We start from the raw sequence: 19,663 nt of genomic DNA, 5'->3' as shown, positions 1-19,663 counted from the left end.
TAATGAGGTTTTTGTGAGTCAAGAAAAGCCAACCATCGTCAATTGCCCACAATGTGGCATTCCTGTGGTTTGGGGCGATGTCAGCCCATTTCGTCCGTTTTGTAGCAAGAAATGCCAACTGATTGATCTTGGCGAATGGGCCGATGAAGAAAAGCGTATTGCCGGTGCACCGGATATGTCTGACAGCGATGGCTGGTCAGAAGATAACTGAGAAAGATCAGGGTTCTAGGTCCTAGGTCCTAGGTCCTAGAAGCCTATTTACCCAGTGTGTCACGGATTTTATCCAGCACAGGATCATTCGCTTCGGGGAAGGTGTAGTTTGCTAGCTCGCTGATAGCCGCCCATTCCCCTGGTTGCCCTTCTTTACCAAACGGCTCGCCATCAAATTCTCTGACAAGAAAGAAGTCGAAAGCCAACGCTTTGTCGGGGTAGTCATGCGCCAGTGAAATAAAAGGCTCAACAGTTTTGGCAGTAATCCCCACCTCTTCTTCAAGCTCTCGCTTCACCGCTTCGTGGGCAGATTCACCATCTTCGACTTTGCCACCGGCAAACTCCCAAAAACCGCCTTTGTGGGCCTTGGCTGGACGCTGGGTGATGAAAATCGCATTGGCTTCAGGATTCAAAATGATCCCTGCAGCGATATGAAGTCGTTTCTTTTCCATTTAGTTATCTCACTCCCATAAAAAAGGCCGCTAAGCGGCCTTTTCTTTCAGCGCCTCAGCTTAGTCAATCTTACCGTGGCACTGCTTGAACTTCTTACCGGAACCACAAGGGCAAGGTTCGTTACGACCGACTTTACGGCCATCACGAACCACAGTTTCTGACGAAGCGCTTTGTGATTCGCCGTCAGCCAATTGGTTTTCCGCTTCGGCATGGTTCATTTGCTGGCGGCGCGCTGCTGCTTCTGCCTGCGCACGGCGCTGCTCTTCCATGCGATCCACTTCTTCAGGCTGCTGAACACGTACTTTACTCAGCGTCATGATCACGTCTGACTTCAGTGACTCAAGCAGACCTTCAAACAGTTCAAACGATTCACGCTTGTATTCCTGCTTCGGGTTCTTCTGCGCATAGCCACGCAGGTGGATACCCTGACGCAGGTGGTCCATTGCAGCCAGGTGCTCTTTCCAAAGCGTGTCCAGCGTTTGCAGCATGACCGCTTTTTCGAAGTTGCGCAGGGTTTCAGCCCCCACAGCCGCTTCTTTCGATTGGTATACATCAACGATGTTGTTCAGGATCTGCTCACGCAGTTGCTCTTCATACAACTTGTCGTCGTTGTCCAACCATTGCTGCAAAGGAAGCTCAACGTCGAAGTCAGCTTTCAAGCGGCCTTCAAGTCCTGCGATGTCCCACATTTCTTCCAGAGATTGAGGTGGGATGTACTGATCAATCACCGCATCGACGATGTCTTCCCGATTTTGCTCGATCATTTCGCTGATGTCGGTATTTTCCATCAATTCATCACGTAGCTCGTAAACCACCTTACGCTGGTCGTTAGCGACGTCATCGAATTCCAGCAGTTGCTTACGAATATCGAAGTTACGGCCTTCTACTTTACGCTGGGCGTTTTCAATAGCCTTGTTCACCCATGGGTGCTCAATCGCTTCGCCTTCTTCCATACCCAGCTTCTTCATCATGTTTGACACACGCTCAGAAGCAAAGATACGCATCAGTGAATCTTCCATCGACAGGTAGAAACGGCTTGAACCTGGGTCACCCTGACGACCTGAACGACCACGCAGCTGGTTATCGATACGGCGAGATTCATGACGCTCGGTACCAATGATGTGAAGGCCACCAGCCGCTTTCACTGCGTCATGACGCTCACGCCACTTCGCTTTGATGTCGTCAATTTGTTGCTCTGATGGGTTTTCCAGCTTAGCAACTTCAGTTTGCCAGCTACCACCCAACACGATATCGGTACCACGACCCGCCATGTTAGTCGCGATGGTCACCGCACCCGGTGCACCCGCTTCAGCAACGATGTCAGCTTCTGATGCGTGGAATTTTGCGTTCAGTACTGAGTGTTTAACACCCGCTTTTTTCAGTGCATTAGAAAGCAGCTCAGATTTTTCAATCGACACCGTACCCACCAGAGAAGGCTGGCCTTTCTCGCTGCGTTCTTTGATATCTTCGATGATCGCGTTGAATTTCTCGCGTTCAGTCATGTAAACCTGATCCGCCATATCATCACGGACCATTGGTTTGTTGGTTGGAATAACTACGGTATCCAGACCGTAAATCGACTGGAATTCGAACGCTTCGGTATCTGCTGTACCTGTCATACCTGACAGACGGTCATACAAACGGAAGAAGTTCTGGAAAGTGATCGATGCCAGCGTCTGGTTTTCGTTCTGGATCTTCACGCCTTCTTTAGCTTCAACAGCCTGGTGTAGACCTTCAGACCAACGACGACCAGGCATAGTGCGGCCTGTGTGTTCGTCAACGATGATGACTTCATCGTCTTTCACGATGTAATCAACGTCTTTCTCAAACAGTACATGTGCACGCAATGCGGCATTGATGTGGTGAAGCAAAGTGATATTGGCTGGAGAGTACAGCGTGTCGTGCTCTTCCATCAGGCCATTTTTCTTCAGCAGTTCTTCAACAAACTCCTGACCGGTTTCTGTCAGGTGAGCTTGCTTGCCCTTTTCGTCGACAGTGAAGTGACCGTCACCACGATACTCTTCGCTGTCTTCTTTGTCCTGGCGAACCAGTTGAGGGATCAGCGCGTTGATACGGGTGTACATATCAGAGCTGTCTTCTGCAGGGCCAGAAATAATAAGAGGAGTACGCGCTTCATCGATAAGGATGGAGTCAACTTCATCCACTACTGCAAAGTAGCGGGAGCGCTGAACGCGGTCTTCGGCACGGAATGCCATGTTGTCGCGAAGGTAATCGAAACCAAACTCGTTGTTGGTTCCGTAAAGAATGTCTGTGAGGTAGGCTTGCTTTTTCTCTTGCGGATGCATGTTCGGCACGTTCACGCCAACCGTCATATCCAGGAATTCAAACAGCGGACGGTTGGTTTCGGCATCACGCTTCGCCAGATAGTCATTCACTGTGACGATGTGAACGCCTTTACCCGTCAGGGCGTGCAGATAAGCTGGTAGGGTTGCGGTCAGGGTTTTACCTTCACCGGTACGCATCTCTGCGATTTGGCCATTGTTCAGTACCATGCCGCCAATCATCTGAACGTCGAAATGACGCATGCCGTAAACACGCTTAGACGCTTCACGCACGGTAGCAAAGGCTTCCGGCAGAATAGCGTCCAGTGATTCACCTTGCTCGATACGTTGGCGATATTCAGCAGTTTTGGCTTTCAGCTCTTCATCGCTGAGCGCTTCAAATTGCGGTTCAAGGTTGTTGATTTCATTTACAACTTTGCGAAGGCGACGCAGTGTGCGGTCATTGCGGCTTCCGATTACTTTGGTAATTAGTTTCGATAACATGGCTTTGCCGTTTCTCTCATTTTGTCGCTTTAGCGTATTGGCCAAAGCCTGGATCCAGTGCGGCAGAGAACAATCAGCATATCCCTCTGCCAAAATTCTTTCGGAAGAATTAACGATGCGTTATAGCGTTGATCTGGTGCCTTTGGAGTCAGATTTCAAGGCCTGAGAATCAGTTAATCACGCTAAGGTACTTCAAGGCTGATTATAATAAGGCATATCTATCGCTCATCCCACCTGTAATGCGGGTTCATCGCCTTTCGTTGACAAAAATTAGAACCCGTTCATTGACTAGAACCTTTTTAGTGCAGTTTATGTTCAGTTGTGGTGCAAAGTTATTACGCGATATCAAGGTTTATGCAGGGATGACATGGAGAGAACAGCCGGGAATTGATACTCTTTAACTAAGCCAATTTGGGATAACAGACATCAATGCGAGACCATCGACCACAAGCCGCTCAGGAGCTGCTGGAAAACTCATTGACCGGACAGGTGCGTCAACGAGCCATGGCACTTTCCCAGCTCAATGAGCAGGTTCAGGCTTTGCTTCCAGCCCAATCGGCAAAACAATGCCGCGTGGCGAATTACCGTGATGGTATTTTGATTCTGGAATGCGGCTCTTCTGCTTGGGCTACTAGGCTCAACTATGACAGACATACTCTGATGTCCGCACTTCGAAGAGATACGCTCCCGTCTCTAATGACGATTGAGATTAAGGTAAACCCTGCGCTGGCTGTTGACCTTGTCAGACAGGAAGAGACTAAAGAAGCGGAGAAAAAGTGGCGTAAAGTGAGTCCAATGGCCGCAGAATATCTCAAGGCTATTGCGGAAAGCGCGCCAGATAAGGTCAAAAAGCGGCTTGAAGCTATCGCAGCGATATCGAACCGAGAAGAATAATCACCTTCTCGGAGCCATAAAAAAACCGAAGCCAAGGCTTCGGTTTTTTTGTTGTTCTTTGGCTTACGCCAGAACCATACCTGGTTGTGCGAATGTCACTGGGAGCGTCTGCTCATCTTCAAATGTCGCCCATTCCCATGCTTCCTGATCAGCCAGTACTGCACGCAGCAACTGGTTATTCAGTGCATGGCCTGACTTATAAGCACGCATTTCACCAATGATGTTGTGGCCGCACATGTAAAGGTCACCAATGGCATCCAATACTTTGTGTTTCACCAATTCATTGTCAAAACGCAGGCCTTCTTCGTTCAGGATGCGGTAATCATCAAGGACGATGGCACAATCAAAGCTACCACCCAGGCACAGGTTACGTGACTGTAGGTACTCTATATCGCGCATGAAACCAAATGTACGTGCGCGGCTGATGTCTTTGATAAAAGACTGAGAAGAGAAGTCCAACACCAGATTTTGTTGCTCAGCTTCAATTGCCGGGTGATTGAAATCGATGGCGAAGTCAAGGCGGAAGCCGTCATACGGCAGCAGCTCTGCCCACTTGTCGCCGTCTTCAATGCGAACAGGTTTCTTAATGCGTACAAAACGTTTTGGTGCATTAAGTGTTTCAATACCCGCAGATTGCAGCAGATAAATGAACGGGCTTGCGCTGCCGTCCATGATTGGAATCTCTGGTGCGTCTACTTCGATAATCACGTTGTCGATGCCCATACCGGCCAGAGCAGCATTAAGGTGCTCAACGGTAGAGATACGTACGCCATCATCATTAACCAGTGCAGTACACAGCATGGTGTCGCGCACAGACGCTGGATCCGCCGGAAAATCTACCGGTGGGTTCAGGTCAGTACGACGATAAATCACGCCTGTGTTCGCTGCAGCCGGGCGCAGGATCAAGGTGACCTTCCGGCCAGAGTGCAAACCAACTCCGGTCGTCTGAACAATAGTTTTTAATGTTCTTTGTCTAATCATCTGCCATTCCCAACTGAATACTTGTTTTTGCGCCCCAAATCACTCATTACAGTGTCACACTAAGGCAAAACGGGCAGCATGATACCATGCTGCTGTACACAAACCAAGCACTGCCTACTGTTAATCCGCTTGTTTACGTAAAAACGCAGGGATATCTAGGTAGTCCTGTTCCTGTTTCGGCTTCGGTGCAACGTTAGAAGTCTGTGGTTGAGCAGACGGTTCTGAAGGACGTCCACCTTGCACAGGCGTTGCCGCCTTTGGTGTTTCTTGCAAAGGTTGTGCCTTATTTTCTACCGGTGCTGGTTTTTGCTGCGTACCTGGCACCAAAGTGATGTCCGGCTTACGCTCGTTACCAATACCTGTAGCGACTACAGTCACACGAAGTTCGTCACTCATTTCTGGATCCATAGACGAACCGATAACCACAGTGGCGTTGTCTGAGGCGAACGCCTTAACAGTGTTGCCCACAGTTTCAAATTCATCCAGTCGCATATCAAAGCCAGCTGTGATGTTCACCAGAACACCACGAGCGCCTGCCAGATCAATATCTTCCAGCAGTGGACTTGAAATTGCCATTTCGGCCGCTTCTTCTGCCCGGTCTTCACCCGTTGCAACGCCGCTACCCATCATGGCATGACCCATTTCAGACATCACAGTGCGGACGTCCGCAAAGTCGACGTTGATAAGGCCTGGACGAGTGATCAGCTCTGCGATGCCTTGTACAGCGTTACGCAATACATCGTTTGCTTTCGCAAACGCATCCAGCAAGGTGATACCGCGACCCAGCACTTTCAGCAGCTTCTCGTTCGGGATCGTGATCAGAGAATCGACGTGCTTGGAAAGCTCTTCGATACCCTGTTCTGCAAACGCCATACGCTTCTTACCTTCGAAGCTGAATGGTTTAGTCACTACCGCTACGGTCAAAATACCCAGCTCTTTCGCTACCTCAGCAATCACAGGAGCCGCACCGGTACCGGTACCACCGCCCATGCCTGCTGCGATAAATACCATATCGGCACCTTCGAGCTCAGCTTTAATCGCTTCGCGATCTTCCATTGCAGATTCACGGCCAACCTGTGGGTTTGCACCCGCACCTAGGCCTTTCGTGATATCGCCACCAATTTGGATAACGGTGCTTACCGCTGTCTTGCGCAGTGCCTGAGCATCTGTATTGACGGTGATGAACTCCACCCCTTCAATTGACTCACGCACCATGTGCTCGACTGCATTACCACCGCCGCCGCCAACACCAACGACTTTAATTACTGCATCGTTGGACATTTCCATCATCGGTTCAAACATGTGTTCTCTCCGTCTTTCCTGTTCGCATCAGGTTTAAAATTCTTTCTTGAGCCAGCCACTAAGTTTACTGAACATGCCTGATACAGTTCTTTTAGGCTCCGGCTCGCTCGATTCGTTCAATAGGTTTTCTTTGCCGTAATGCAGTAACCCAACTGCAGTGGCGTGATAGGTTGCATTGACATAGTCAGTTAGCCCTGTCACACCATCAGGAAGCCCCACGCGTACCTGGTTCTGGAAGACGCGCTCAGCGCATTCCGCCAGTCCCTGCATTTGCGCAGCACCGCCCGTAAGGACAATACCTGCCGCCAATTGGTGTTTTACACCTTGTCCGCGCAGACGTTCCTGCACACGTTCCAGTTCTTGCTGCACCAACCCCAGCAATTCACTACAACGTGGCTCAATGACTTCGGCCAGTGTCTGGCGCTGAAGGCTCCGTGAGGGACGCCCTCCAACGCTTGGCACATTAACCTTGGCATCTTTGTTCACCAGTTCACTTAACGCACACCCATGCTTCACTTTGATTTTCTCAGCGTCGCTAAGAGGTGTACCGAAGGCATAAGCAATATCGCTGGTGATAACATTTCCTGCGTATGGAATAACGGCTGCATGACGCAAAGCGCCGCCAGTCCATACTGCAATGTCCATGGTTCCGCCGCCAATATCGACGACGCATACACCCAACTCTCTCTCGTCGGCAGTGATCACCGCGTGGCTAGCCGCCAAACCAGAGAAAATTAATTGGTCCACTTTCAGGCCACAACGTTCCACCGCTTTTTCGATATTTCGCGCGGTATCATTGTGGCAAGTGATAAGGTGCACGCTGGCTTCCATACGCACACCGGAAAGACCAACAGGATTCTTGATCCCTTCCTGATAGTCGATTTTATATTCCTGCGGGATAACGTGCAGCACGCGCTGCTCGTCGCTGATCTTCACCGACTTCGCCGTGTGAATGACCATGTCGACATCATCCTGCGTGACTTCCTCGTCGGAAATCGTGCCCATACCGCGTTCGGTCTGGCAATGAATATGCTTACCTGACAGCGACAGGTAGACGGAGCGAATCTTGCAGTCAGACATCAGTTCCGCGTCATTAACCGCGCGTTCCACTGACTTCACGACAGACTCAAGATCATTGACACCGCCTTTATCCATGCCTTGTGAAGGCGTAGAGCCCACGCCTAGCACATTGATCGCACCGTCAGGCAAAATCTCACTGACCAGAACAGAAACCTTGGAGGTTCCGATATCCAATCCAACAATCAGCGGTCTGTCAGTTGTTTGTTTCATTCCACCTACTCTCAGGTATTTTCGTCACTGGTGTCCGCTTCGGGGGCTTTCCACCCCACCGCAGCACCAGTGTCATAGCGCAAGTCTACATATTGAATCGCCCTGTCAGTTGACCTGAAGTCGTCAAGTAAATCGACAAAGCGTTTCAATCTCTCGTTGCGGGACTCACGCCCTAATTCAATTCTCACGCCATCACGGGTGACAATTCGCCACGAGCGACGCTCGTTGAGCGCCAAGGCAGCAATTTCTAATTGTGTTGGTGCCAGAATACTGCGCATTTCTCGCCACGCTTCCAGCACTTCTTTTTCACTGCCATCCGGGCCATGGAGTGAAACCAGACCCAAATTTTTCACCTCAGCAGGATCCGCGCCAAACACGTCCCCGCCAACATCCAAAAGAAACGATCCATTCCAGACTGCCTGAGGCTGGTATTCAGTCACATTGACTTTGATCGTATCAGGCCACTGTTTTCGTACTGCGACATTAGCGACCCAAGGTATTGCAGAAATCGCACTGTGGATGTCATCCACATCCTGGATCATGAAGCTATTCAGACCACCCAGTTGCACAACCGCATTACGGACTTCCAACGGTGTTAAATGCTCAAGCTCGCCTTGTATAACAATCTGGGATAGCGGCAGTTGTTCCTCGTCACCCATCCAGGCAATGACCCGGAGCAGAGACCAAAGAATTACCAGAATGACAAACACTAAAAACACCAGCCCCCCCCAATGTTCTTTTAACATTGAAGGCTGAGCCGGTATGTCCTCAACGGTCACATTTGTCATATCAGGCTATTGCCTCTCTATCGCCAGGCAACCTGTGGCTTCGCTCTAGCAAAGCCGACCGATTATAACGGTCAGTTTGACAGGTCACCAACCCTTCTTAGCGTTGAAGTAGTGAAGCTGAGATCAAATACATACAAAACCATCAAAAACAGGTTAAAAATTAGACATCATCCTGCCAGAGTTCAGTAATTTCGCATGTAATCAGGTTTATACCTGCTCGCTCAACGCCTTTTTATCCAGTTTCAATTCGGCCAGTTTTCTAGCCACCTTACCAATATCACCTGCACCTTGTGTCAGCACAAGATCGCCCGGCTGAATTACCGCAGCCAGTGCTGCAGGCAGAGCATCTACATCCGGTACAAAAATCGGATCGATTTTTCCTCGGCCACGAATAGTGCGACAAAGACTTCGCCCATCGGCACCCGCAATTGGCGCTTCACCGGCAGAATACACATCCAGCATCAGCAATACGTCAACCTGTTCAAGCACATTGGCGAAATCGTCATACAAATCTCGGGTGCGACTGTAACGGTGTGGCTGGAACACCATGACTAGGCGGTTATCTTCCCAACCAGCACGCGCAGCTTGAATGGTGACGTCGACTTCACTTGGGTGATGCCCGTAATCGTCCACCAGCAGCGCGTGACCCTCTTCCACAGGGAACAGACCCAGTTGGTCAAATCGACGGCCAGTGCCCTCAAAGCTCGCCAGTGCACGTAAGATAGCGTCATCTTCCACACCATCTTCCGTTGCCACTGCAACCGCAGCTGCCGCATTCAATGCATTGTGTCGGCCCGGAATATTCAGTTCGATGTGAACCTCCGGTTTACCGGCGCGCAAAATAGTGAAAATACCTTTCTGACCTTCCTGACGGTAATCTTTCAGGCGCACATCAGCATCTTCTGAGAAACCATAAGTGATGACTTGACGACCTATGCTTGGGATCAACTCACGTACCACAGGATCGTCAACACACATAACCGCCTGACCATAGAAAGGCAGCTTGTGTAGAAAATCGATGAAGGTCTGCTTCAGGTTGTCGAAGTTACCGCCATAGGTATCCATGTGGTCCGCTTCGATATTGGTGACAATCGCCACCATTGGCTGCAAATGCAGGAAAGAAGCATCACTTTCATCGGCTTCCGCAATCAAGTAGCGGCTACAGCCCAAACGTGCATTGGTACCAGCACTTTTTACCAGACCACCATTCACAAACGTTGGATCCAGACCTGCTTCCTGATAAATCAGCGTGGTCAATGCTGTAGTGGTGGTTTTACCATGCGTACCCGCAACGGCAATGCCATGACGATACCGCATGAGTTCGGCCAGCATCTCTGCGCGGCGCACTACAGGAATACGTGCGGCTTTCGCTGCAACTAACTCTGGATTGTCCTGGCGGATTGCAGTCGATACAACCACAACGCTTGCACCATCGACATTACTCTCGGCGTGACCGAAGAAAACTTTAGCGCCTTTACTCTCCAAACGCTGAGTCACTGCATTCTCAGAAAGGTCAGAGCCCGTAATTTCATACCCTTCGTTGACCAGCACTTCCGCAATACCGCACATACCGGCACCGCCAATACCCACAAAGTGAATGCGCTTTACACGGCGCATTTCCGGCACCATGATTCGAATTTTTTCTAATTGATGACTATCAAATTTGCCCATCACTTTGTTCTCTACTTCGCTACGTCTTTGATGACACTGGCTACACGCTCTGCAGCATTAGTAATTGCTGCGGCTTTAGCAGCCTTCGACATCGCCATCAATGACGATGAATCTTTATCTTCCAGTGCTGCCGCCAAAGCGTCAGCACTCAAATCCGGTTGTTCTATCATTAGGGCCGCGCCACTCTCGACGAGGTGCTCAGCATTCAGTGCCTGCTGGCGATCTTTGTGCTGGAAAGGCACAAAGATCGAAGGCAGGCCTGCTGCAGATACTTCTGATACCGTCAAAGCACCAGAGCGGCAAATCAGGACGTCTGCCCAATCGTAGGCTTCCGCGACATCATCAATAAACTCGGTGACTTCAGCATTCGCCACACCCGCTTTCTGGAAGCGCTCTGCCGTGTCTGCCTGATTGCCTTTACCCGCCTGATGACGAATCACCACTTCACGGTTCAACTTCGCCATCGCTTCCGGCACTGTGTGGTTTAAGATTCGAGCCCCCTGGCTGCCTCCCATCACCAGTACTTTCAGCGGTGTGCCATCTACATAAACCTTATGTTCTGGCAAGGCGCAAACATCCTTTCTTACCGGATTGCCAACGACTTCTTTATCAGCAAACGCACCAGGAAAAGCCTGCAACACACGCTTGGCGATCTTTGCCAACCATTGGTTGGTTAACCCTGCGACGGCATTTTGCTCGTGGAGGACAACAGGAATGCCACTTAACCATGCAGCCAAACCACCTGGTCCACTCACATACCCGCCCATGCCCAGCACAGCATCCGGTTGCCAGTTTTTGATATGGCGCTTTGCCTGAACAACAGCATTAAGTACCATCCAAGGGGCGAGAAGTTTAAGCGCAAAGCCCGAACCACGCAGCCCTTTTACTTCAATAAAGTCGATCTCAATGCCATGTTTTGGCACCAAATCCGCTTCCATCCTGTCTGCCGTTCCCAGCCAGCGAATTTTCCAACCTTGTTCCTGCAACTCTTTCGCTACCGCAAGTCCCGGGAAAACGTGACCGCCGGTTCCACCGGCCATCACCAATAATCGTTTATGCTTTTGTTCGTTTTCGTTTTTCATGAGAGACAATTCGTTGGTGCGCCTGCGCCGTTTCCAAACGGTATTCGTGGTCAATGCGAAGAAGTAGCGCCACCGCCGTCGACATAATAAATAAACTGGAACCGCCATAACTGACCAGCGGCAACGTCAAACCTTTTGTCGGCATAATACCTGCCGCAGCACCGACATTCACCAGTGCCTGAAACGCAAACCAGATACCAATACCAAATGCCAGAAAGCCGCCGAATAACTGATTCGCTTCAAGGCAACGCTTCCCGATAAAGAGGGCACGGAAAACCAATGAGAATACCATCAGCAAAACGACAGTAACGCCAATCAGTCCAAGCTCTTCTGCCAGCACCGCAATAACAAAGTCCGTATGGGCTTCCGGTAGGTATTCAAGCTTCTGGATAGAATTACCGAGTCCTTGTCCCCACCAGCTGCCACGGCCAAAGGCCATCAAAGACTGCGTCAGCTGATAGCCGCTACCAAACGGGTCTTGCCAAGGATCCAGAAAGGAGGTGACACGAGCGACACGGTAGGGCTCAGCAATGATCAAAAGACCCACCAGCCCAAGACCGGTAAACAGCAAGACACCGAACTGCCATAGCTTGGCGCCGGCAATAAACAGCATGCCTACCGTCGTAACAAACATGACGACAACAGAACCAAGGTCAGGCTGAAGCAGCAAAAGACCTGCAATCACCACCAGCACAGCCAATGGCTTTAAAAAGCCAGTGACGCTTTCTCTAACCTCACCATGGCGACGCACTAGGTAGCCAGCAATAAACAGGAAGAGTGATAATTTGGCCACTTCTGCTGGCTGCAGGTTAAAAAAGCCCATAGGCAGCCAACGGGATGCACCGTTTACCGATTTACCGACCAACAGAACCGCCAGCAAAAGTGCGAGCGAGATAAAAAGCAGAGGAATGCTGAGTTGTTGCCAACGAGACAAAGGTATCTGCATGGCCACGCCGGCAATGATAAGTGCTCCTACCAGATAGACGCCCTGACGCATGGCGAAATAAAACGGCTCATCAACCAGACGGACAGAAACAGGAATGGAAGCAGAGGACACCATGATGAGACCAACCATCATCAGGCCGAATGACAGCCACACCAGTTGGCGGTCATACAATGCCGTTGGCGCTGGATTCGAAAGCCAGCGCATCAAACGGTTCTCGTCCCACTTCGCACTCATCATTCCGTCACGCTCTCCTCTGCGCTTCGCTGTGCAATTTCTTTTGCGTAAGCAGCAAAAGAATCACCACGAACCATAAAGTTGGTGAACTGATCGAAGCTCGCGCATGCTGGAGACAACAACACCATGTCGCCAGAGTTCGCGGTCGATGCCGCGATATCCATGGCTTCCTGCATGGTTTCAATCACCACAGGCGACGCAACCAGATTTGTAAAAGCATGACCATCACGGCCATAGCAATACAAAGTCACGTTCAGCTTGTCGAGGATAGGTTTCAGCGAAGAAAAATCTGCGCCTTTGCCATCACCGCCCACCAAAAGGTGCAAACGCCCCGCTAATTGCAGGCCATCAAGCGCCGCTTCAGTGCTCGCGGGGTTAGTCGCTTTTGAGTCATTCACCCAAAGCACGCCGTTGTGTTCGATCACTTGCTGACAACGGTGAGGTAAACCTCGGTATTCACGCATTGCCTGACATTGCGCTTCACGGCTCACACCCACAGCATCAGCCAGCGCCATCGCCGCCAGACAGTTAGCCACGTTGTGACGACCCACCAGCGCGACATCAGACACCGCCATCACAGGCTCGCCTTCTGCTGTCAGCCACTCTGCGCCGTCTTTCTCGGTCAGTGTGTACTCACCTGACGTGAAGCCGAAACTGATAGCAGGCACATTGCCGCCCTGCTTCTGCGTATTTTTGGTCTGGAGATCGTCTTGGTTCCAGACCGACAGTTTGGTTTGGTCGAAAATGCGCAATTTGGCATCGCGGTAGTCATCCATCCCTTCGTAGCGATCCATATGGTCTTCTGAAAGGTTGAGAAACACTGCCGCGTCCAAATTCAGGGAGTAGGTCGTTTCAAGCTGGAAGCTCGATAGCTCCAGTACATAAAGAGCGTGCTCATTGGCAAGCATATCCAGAGCTGCAAAGCCAATATTACCGCCAACACCGACATTGATGCCTGCTGCTTTAGCCATCTCACCAAACAGACTGGTCACGGTGCTTTTACCGTTTGAGCCGGTAATACCAATGACAGGCGCTTTTACATCACGGGCGAAGAGTTCAATGTCACCGACAATCTCAATGCCTTTCGCAGCCGCGTCCTGAAGCTCTGGCGTTGCCAGCGCAATGCCTGGGCTTGCCACAATCTGGTCGGCTGACAGTAGCCAATCCGTATTCCAACCACCGGCATGCAATGCCACATTTTCCGGTAACTGCTCTGCGCCCGGCGGGTTAGCACGGGTATCAATCACTTTCACGGTCGCGCCATCATCTTTTCTCACAAGATGATTAACGACAGAGAGCCCGGTCATACCGAGCCCAATCACCACAATGTTTTTCGCGGCGTCTGTCTTCATTTAGCGCACCTTCAATGTTGCCAGTCCTGCAAGAACCAGCATCAGGGTAATAATCCAGAATCGTACAATCACGCGCGGCTCTGGCCAGCCTTTCAATTCGTAGTGGTGGTGGATAGGCGCCATGCGGAAAATGCGCTGACCGCGCAGTTTGTAAGAGCCCACTTGCAGGATCACTGACAAGGTTTCCATCACGAACACACCGCCCATGATCACCAACAGGAACTCCTGACGCACCAGCACGGCAATCGTGCCCAGTGCACCACCCAGTGCCAGTGAGCCCACATCCCCCATAAATACTTGGGCCGGATAGGTGTTAAACCACAAGAAGCCCAGACCTGCGCCGACAATCGCCGCACAGACAATCACCAATTCATCGGCATCTTTGATATAGGGGATGTGCAGGTATTCAGCAAAGTTCACGTTACCTGTCGCCCAGGCAATAAAGGCAAAACCACTGGCCACCATCACGGTTGGCATGATGGCCAAGCCATCAAGACCGTCAGTAAGGTTCACAGCGTTACTTGAGCCAACAATCACGAAATAGGTGAAGACGATGTAAAACAGGCCAAGCTGCGGCATCACGTCTTTGAAGAAAGGCACCACAAGTTGGGTCGCAGCAGTATCTTTACCGTGAATATAGAGCGCGAAGGCCACAACCAGCGCAATGGCGGACTGCCAGAAATACTTCCAGCGGGCAATCAGGCCGTCTGTGTTCTTGCGTACCACTTTACGGTAGTCATCGACAAAGCCAACGGCACCGTAACCCAGAGTCACGAACAATACCGCCCAGACGTAAGGGTTGGATAAGTCAGCCCACAGCAGCACGGTGACCGTAATCGCCGTTAGGATCATGATGCCGCCCATCGTTGGCGTACCACGTTTGCTGAAGTGAGATTCCGGACCTTCGTTACGCACTACCTGACCGATTTGCAGCATCTGCAAGCGGGCAATCAAGCGCGGGCCCATCCAGAGTGACAGCGTCAAAGCGGTCAACACGCTGAGGATGGCGCGGAATGTCAGGTAATCAAACAGTCGGAAAAACGGAATGTGTTGGGTTAGGATATCTGATAGCCAATCTAGCATTTGGCTGCCTCCTCTATTGCTGCAACCACTTCAGACATCTTCATTCCGTTGGCCCCTTTGACCAAAACGGATACTTCGCGTTTTGTTTTCATCAGTTCTACTACATGCGCAATCAATGCGCTTTTATCTTCAAAGTGCTGACCCCCGCAACGTTCGCTGATAGCGGCGCTGGCAGGTCCATAAGTAATCACGGTTTGGATAGAGGCTTTGCTGAGGTGCTCTGCAACTTCTCCATGCACCGATTCGGAATGTTCGCCCATCTCACCCATATCAGCCAAGACGATGACTTTGTCGCCGTCGAAGCCATCTAGTAAGTCCACCGCCGCTTTCATTGCTGCAAGACTGGCGTTGTAACTATCATCAATCAGGCGAAGACCGGGGCGCGGGAAGCTTATCGCACCGCGACCTTTGACAGGCGACACAGAAGCGAGACCTCGGACCACATCGTCCATTGTCACCTTACTATCGATTTTGGTCGCAGCAATGGCAGCAAGAATCGCGTTCGCCACGTTATGTTCACCGGGAAGGCTGAGTGTCACCGGATAGGTGCCTTGCGGTGAAACCAGTTCGAAGGCATAACAGCCGTTATCGACCTGATGAATATTCTCGGCACGGTAGTCTGCAGGCTTGTCAGTCACTGTCATGGTAAGTACTTGCTTACTTTTCAGTACGTCATCCCAAAATGCGCCACCATTGCTGTCCTGATTAACGATGGCAAGCTCGCCATCATCAAGCCCCTGGAAGATTTCGCCTTTGGCTTTCGCTACGCCATCAAGGGAACCGAAGCCTTCCAAATGCGCTGCCGCCAGATTAGTGACCATCGCCAGATCCGGCTTAACCAAAGCCGTGGTATAGGCAATTTCACCAATGTGGTTAGCGCCCAATTCCATCACCGCGTACTCATCAGAGGGTTGCAGGCGAAGCAAGGTCAGCGGCACACCGATGTCGTTATTGAAGTTGCCGGCGGTATAAAGCGTCTGACCTTTTGGAGACAAAATGGCAGCCAGCATCTCTTTGACTGTGGTTTTACCGCAGCTGCCTGTGAGCGCAATCGTCTTCACGTCACATTGAGATTTCACCCATGCGCCCAGTTGCCCCAAAGCCAGCTTGGTATCTTTCACAATCAGTTGTGGTAGTGAGACATCAACAGGTTTGGAAACCAAAAGCGCTGACGCGCCATTTTCATGCGCAGTTTTTACAAAATCATGGGCATCGAATCGCTCGCCCACCAGCGCCACAAACAAAGCGCCATTGCCAAGCGTTCGCGTGTCGGTGGAAACGGCATCAATCACCACATCTTCGCCGACCAGATCAGCGTCTAAAACAGCCTGCAGTGATTTCAACGAAACTGGGATCATGCCTCTTCCTCCAACAAACGGCGTACGGTCTCACGATCGGAATAGTGAACAGTACCTGATGCCAGCACTTGATAGTCTTCGTGTCCTTTTCCTGCGACCAGAATCACGTCTTTTTCTGACGCATTTTCAAATGCATAGCCACACGCTTCCGCGCGGTCGTGAAGGATAATTGCCTGATCGGGATCGACCATGCCTTTAAGCATGTCAGCCACAATCACTTCCGGAGATTCAGAGCGGGGATTATCGTCGGTCAGGATAGCCACATCAGCCAACCTTTCAGCAATGTCTGCCATCATTGGGCGTTTACCTGTATCCCTGTCGCCACCACAGCCGAAAATACACCACAGCTTACCATCGCAGTGACGACGAAGAGCCATCAGCGCTTTTTCAAGAGCATCGGGCGTGTGAGCATAATCCACCACCAACATGGGATTGTCAGCACGATGAAAAACTTCCATGCGTCCAATCACTGCCTGCAACTTGCTGGCCGCTGCCATCAGAGTTTCTTTTTCGTAACCAAGTCCCAGAAGCGTGGTCAGGCTAACCAAAAGGTTCATGACATTGAATTCGCCAACCAGCGGCGCAGTAAATTGACCAGCACCCCATGAAGAGTCAAAGCTGATGGTCACGCCACTTGTCGCATAGTCGACAGATGTTAGCCAAAGCTTGCGTCCTTGATGCGCGTGGACATTGCTTTCAGATAGTGAAACCGCCACCGCTTCCGGCATGTTGCTGACCCAGTTTGCACCAACCGGATCGTCAACGTTGATCACGGAAACTGGTGAGCCGTAGTGGGTAAACAGGCGAAGCTTGGCTTCGGCGTATGCTTCCATGGTGCCATGGTAATCAAGGTGATCACGGCTGAGGTTAGTGAAGATGGCAGCGTCAAAAGCCACGGCTTTCACGCGATCTTGCACCAAACCATGAGAAGACACTTCCATCGCCACATGAGTCGCGCCCTGATGGTTAAACACGGCAAGTTGCTGCTGAATATCCAACGCGCTGCCCGTGGTGTTCAAAGCTGGCTCTAATGCATCAAGGAAGCCATTACCTGTCGTACCCATCACTGCCGCTTTACCATCGAGCAGGTCAATCCACTGCGCAATCAACTGGCTCACCGTGGTTTTACCATTGGTACCTGTCACACCAATCACCTTCATCATTTTGCTTGGTGATTGATAGAAACGGTCAGCAATTTCTGACAAGGTGGATTTCAAGTGAGGGAAGGCAACGACGGGCACACCATTTTGCAAGGTGACATCAAACTGGCCGTTAGTATCGCCATCATCGGCAATCACCGCCGCTACGCCAGCTTCAATAGCCGCAGGGATAAAACGGCGCGCGTCCAGGGAGTGACCCTGAACGGCAATAAATACATCACCTGGTTGGATCTGGCGGTTGTCCAGCGTCAAACCGGTAATAGGTGTCTCTGGGATGGCGTCATACCAAGGCGCCAATAATTCTTTAAAGCTCGTGTTCGGCATCAGTTCCGATTGTCCGTATTAGCAATCTGTAAAAATGGCTGCTGAGCGTCCGGTGCGATATTGAGGATCTGCAACGCGCTCTTCATCACGTCAGAAAACACGGGGGCCGCAACCTGACCACCGTAATATTTGTCGCCTTGGGGTTCATTGATCACCACCACCATGGCAATGCGTGGCTCGCTCAAAGGTGCGATCCCCGCTGTATAACCGATATATTCATCACCGTAGCCACCAGCCACTGCAACTTTCGCTGTCCCTGTTTTTGCCCCGACGCGATATCCATCGACCGCTGCACGGCGGGCACTCCCGCCTTCCTGCGTCACGGACTCCAACATATCGAGGACTTTTCGGGTATTTTCTTGTGACGCGACCTGTTTACCCGGTACCACGGATTCGGTTTTCAAAATCGACAGCGGGCGATTCACACCTTCCGCGCCAAGTACCGCATAAGCACGAGCAAGCTGAGATGGCGTAATAGAGAGGCCATAACCAAAGGAGAGCGTCGCGCGTTCGAAGTCAGACCAACGACGGCGGTTCGGATAGAGTCCATAAGACTCACCAACCAGGCTCACACCTGTTGCGTCACCGATGCCAAAGCTGCTGTAAAGACCAAGCAGCGCTTCGACGGGCATAGAAAGCGACAGCTTACTGACACCGATGTTACTGGATTTTTGGAGAATTTTACGGAGGTTTGCTTCACCGACTTTGGAAACATCGCGGACACGCGCACCGCCGATACTCATCACGCCGTTGCCGGTATCAATGATGGTCGATTCATCGGCTACGCCGTTTTCCAGTGCTGCCAATACCACCAGAGGTTTGATAGTAGAACCAGGCTCGAAGACGTCAGTGATGGCGCGGTTGCGCATCTTGAAACTTTTCAGATCAGAGCGGTTATTGGGGTTGTACGACGGCGCATTCACCATCGCCAATACTTCCCCCGTTCGGACATCGACCATGACCAATGAGCCTGAGGTCGCACGGTAGTCCGCGACCGCTTGCTTGATGGCGCGATAAGAAATCGCCTGAAGGCGCTGATCGATACTCAGTTGAAGTGGCTTGCCTTCTTCCTTGGCCTCTTTGGAAATCACTTCCACGACGCGACCATAACGGTCTTTGCGCACAGTACGGCGGCCCGGTTCGCCACTCAACCAACCATCATAACCGCGTTCAATCCCTTCAAGACCACGGCCATCAATACCGGTTACACCTACAAGGTGAGCACTAACCTCACCTGCCGGATAAAAACGACGGGACTCGTCATTCAAGCCAATACCCGGTAAGCGGAGACCGGAAACATAGTTGGCAACAGCAGGACCGACCTGACGCTGGAGGTAAATAAAGCGTTTTGTTTTATTACGCTCGATGCGGTTTACCATCGCCTGACGATCGATACCCAACACATCAGCCAACGCGTACCAGCGTTCGATATCTTTAAGGCCGCCGTTTTTAAATACAGTCACCGGATCCACATATACCGCTTCAACCGGGACACTGACAGCCAACGACTCACCGTTGCGATCGGTGATAATGCCACGTGCGGAATGAAGGGCTTTGACACGGACAGAACGCATATCGCCTTCCTGAAGAAGGCGATCCGGTTCGATGACCTGAATGAATGCGGCGCGGGCAATCAACGCGACCATGGCAAGGGAAATACAGAAACAGACCGTGACAAAACGCCACCGAATCAAATTCGGTGCGGGCTTTTTCGCTCGCTGATTGGTCGGTTTCGTTTTTCCCTTCACG

16 protein-coding genes are annotated in these 19,663 nt (G+C 51.2%); 2 read left to right on the top strand and 14 right to left on the bottom strand.

What is annotated here, in order from left to right:
* The first annotated feature begins 13 nt into the window (after nt 1-13).
* Entirely contained in the window at nt 14-211 is a 198-nt protein-coding gene (gene yacG, locus K6Q96_RS01975) for a DNA gyrase inhibitor YacG (RefSeq protein ID WP_002537389.1), read from the top strand.
* 43 nt (nt 212-254) lie between these two features.
* Here the strand turns inward: yacG and mutT are convergent, their stop codons facing one another.
* Nucleotides 255-662, bottom strand: coding sequence for an 8-oxo-dGTP diphosphatase MutT (gene mutT, locus K6Q96_RS01970; protein ID WP_251877394.1), 408 nt, complete (start codon nt 660-662; stop codon nt 255-257).
* 60 nt (nt 663-722) lie between these two features.
* Nucleotides 723-3,449 (bottom strand): preprotein translocase subunit SecA, encoded by a 2,727-nt coding sequence (secA, locus tag K6Q96_RS01965; protein WP_251877392.1) that lies wholly within the window; start codon nt 3,447-3,449, stop codon nt 723-725.
* 429 nt (nt 3,450-3,878) lie between these two features.
* On the opposite strand from secA, the gene K6Q96_RS01960 reads away from it, so the two are divergent.
* Nucleotides 3,879-4,343: a DUF721 domain-containing protein gene (locus K6Q96_RS01960; RefSeq protein WP_251877390.1), complete on the top strand. Its 465-nt coding sequence runs from the start codon at nt 3,879-3,881 to the stop codon at nt 4,341-4,343.
* A gap of 63 nt (nt 4,344-4,406) precedes the next feature.
* Here the strand turns inward: K6Q96_RS01960 and lpxC are convergent, their stop codons facing one another.
* The 12 genes from lpxC to K6Q96_RS01900 all read right to left on the bottom strand — a co-directional run bounded on the left by lpxC (nt 4,407) and on the right by K6Q96_RS01900 (nt 19,662).
* A complete protein-coding gene (lpxC, locus tag K6Q96_RS01955; protein ID WP_039849731.1) occupies nt 4,407-5,324 on the bottom strand; it encodes a UDP-3-O-acyl-N-acetylglucosamine deacetylase in 918 nt (305 codons plus the stop codon).
* A gap of 120 nt (nt 5,325-5,444) precedes the next feature.
* Nucleotides 5,445-6,626, bottom strand: coding sequence for a cell division protein FtsZ (ftsZ, locus tag K6Q96_RS01950; protein WP_251877388.1), 1,182 nt, complete (start codon nt 6,624-6,626; stop codon nt 5,445-5,447).
* 33 nt (nt 6,627-6,659) lie between these two features.
* Entirely contained in the window at nt 6,660-7,916 is a 1,257-nt protein-coding gene (gene ftsA, locus K6Q96_RS01945; RefSeq protein ID WP_251877387.1) for a cell division protein FtsA, read from the bottom strand.
* A gap of 11 nt (nt 7,917-7,927) precedes the next feature.
* A complete protein-coding gene (locus K6Q96_RS01940) occupies nt 7,928-8,704 on the bottom strand; it encodes a cell division protein FtsQ/DivIB (RefSeq protein WP_251877385.1) in 777 nt (258 codons plus the stop codon).
* A gap of 207 nt (nt 8,705-8,911) precedes the next feature.
* Nucleotides 8,912-10,375 carry a UDP-N-acetylmuramate--L-alanine ligase gene (gene murC / locus K6Q96_RS01935; RefSeq protein ID WP_251877383.1) on the bottom strand — a complete coding sequence of 488 codons (1,464 nt, stop codon included), beginning with the start codon at nt 10,373-10,375 and terminating at the stop codon, nt 8,912-8,914.
* An 11-nt stretch (nt 10,376-10,386) separates the two neighbouring features.
* Complete coding sequence (gene murG, locus K6Q96_RS01930) at nt 10,387-11,457, bottom strand: undecaprenyldiphospho-muramoylpentapeptide beta-N-acetylglucosaminyltransferase (protein ID WP_251877381.1); 1,071 nt, start codon at nt 11,455-11,457, stop codon at nt 10,387-10,389.
* Entirely contained in the window at nt 11,429-12,640 is a 1,212-nt protein-coding gene (gene ftsW / locus K6Q96_RS01925) for a cell division protein FtsW (RefSeq protein WP_251877379.1), read from the bottom strand. The genes murG and ftsW overlap by 29 nt, the downstream gene beginning before the upstream one ends.
* The gene (gene murD / locus K6Q96_RS01920; protein ID WP_251877377.1) at nt 12,637-13,989 is read right to left on the bottom strand and encodes a UDP-N-acetylmuramoyl-L-alanine--D-glutamate ligase; all 1,353 of its coding nucleotides are present in this window, start codon (nt 13,987-13,989) and stop codon (nt 12,637-12,639) included. Before murD ends, ftsW begins: the two co-directional genes overlap by 4 nt.
* Entirely contained in the window at nt 13,990-15,072 is a 1,083-nt protein-coding gene (mraY, locus tag K6Q96_RS01915; protein ID WP_002537368.1) for a phospho-N-acetylmuramoyl-pentapeptide-transferase, read from the bottom strand. It abuts the gene before it with no gap.
* Nucleotides 15,066-16,430, bottom strand: coding sequence for a UDP-N-acetylmuramoyl-tripeptide--D-alanyl-D-alanine ligase (locus tag K6Q96_RS01910; RefSeq protein ID WP_251877375.1), 1,365 nt, complete (start codon nt 16,428-16,430; stop codon nt 15,066-15,068). Before K6Q96_RS01910 ends, mraY begins: the two co-directional genes overlap by 7 nt.
* The gene (gene murE, locus K6Q96_RS01905) at nt 16,427-17,914 is read right to left on the bottom strand and encodes a UDP-N-acetylmuramoyl-L-alanyl-D-glutamate--2,6-diaminopimelate ligase (protein WP_251877373.1); all 1,488 of its coding nucleotides are present in this window, start codon (nt 17,912-17,914) and stop codon (nt 16,427-16,429) included. The genes K6Q96_RS01910 and murE overlap by 4 nt, the downstream gene beginning before the upstream one ends.
* The gene (locus K6Q96_RS01900; RefSeq protein WP_251877371.1) at nt 17,914-19,662 is read right to left on the bottom strand and encodes a penicillin-binding transpeptidase domain-containing protein; all 1,749 of its coding nucleotides are present in this window, start codon (nt 19,660-19,662) and stop codon (nt 17,914-17,916) included. Before K6Q96_RS01900 ends, murE begins: the two co-directional genes overlap by 1 nt.
* Nucleotide 19,663 lies beyond the last annotated feature (1 nt).

The organism is Grimontia kaedaensis, assembly GCF_023746615.1.
Taxonomy (GTDB): Bacteria; Pseudomonadota; Gammaproteobacteria; order Enterobacterales; family Vibrionaceae; genus Enterovibrio; species Enterovibrio kaedaensis.
This window is presented reverse-complemented; position numbering and strand designations above follow the sequence as displayed.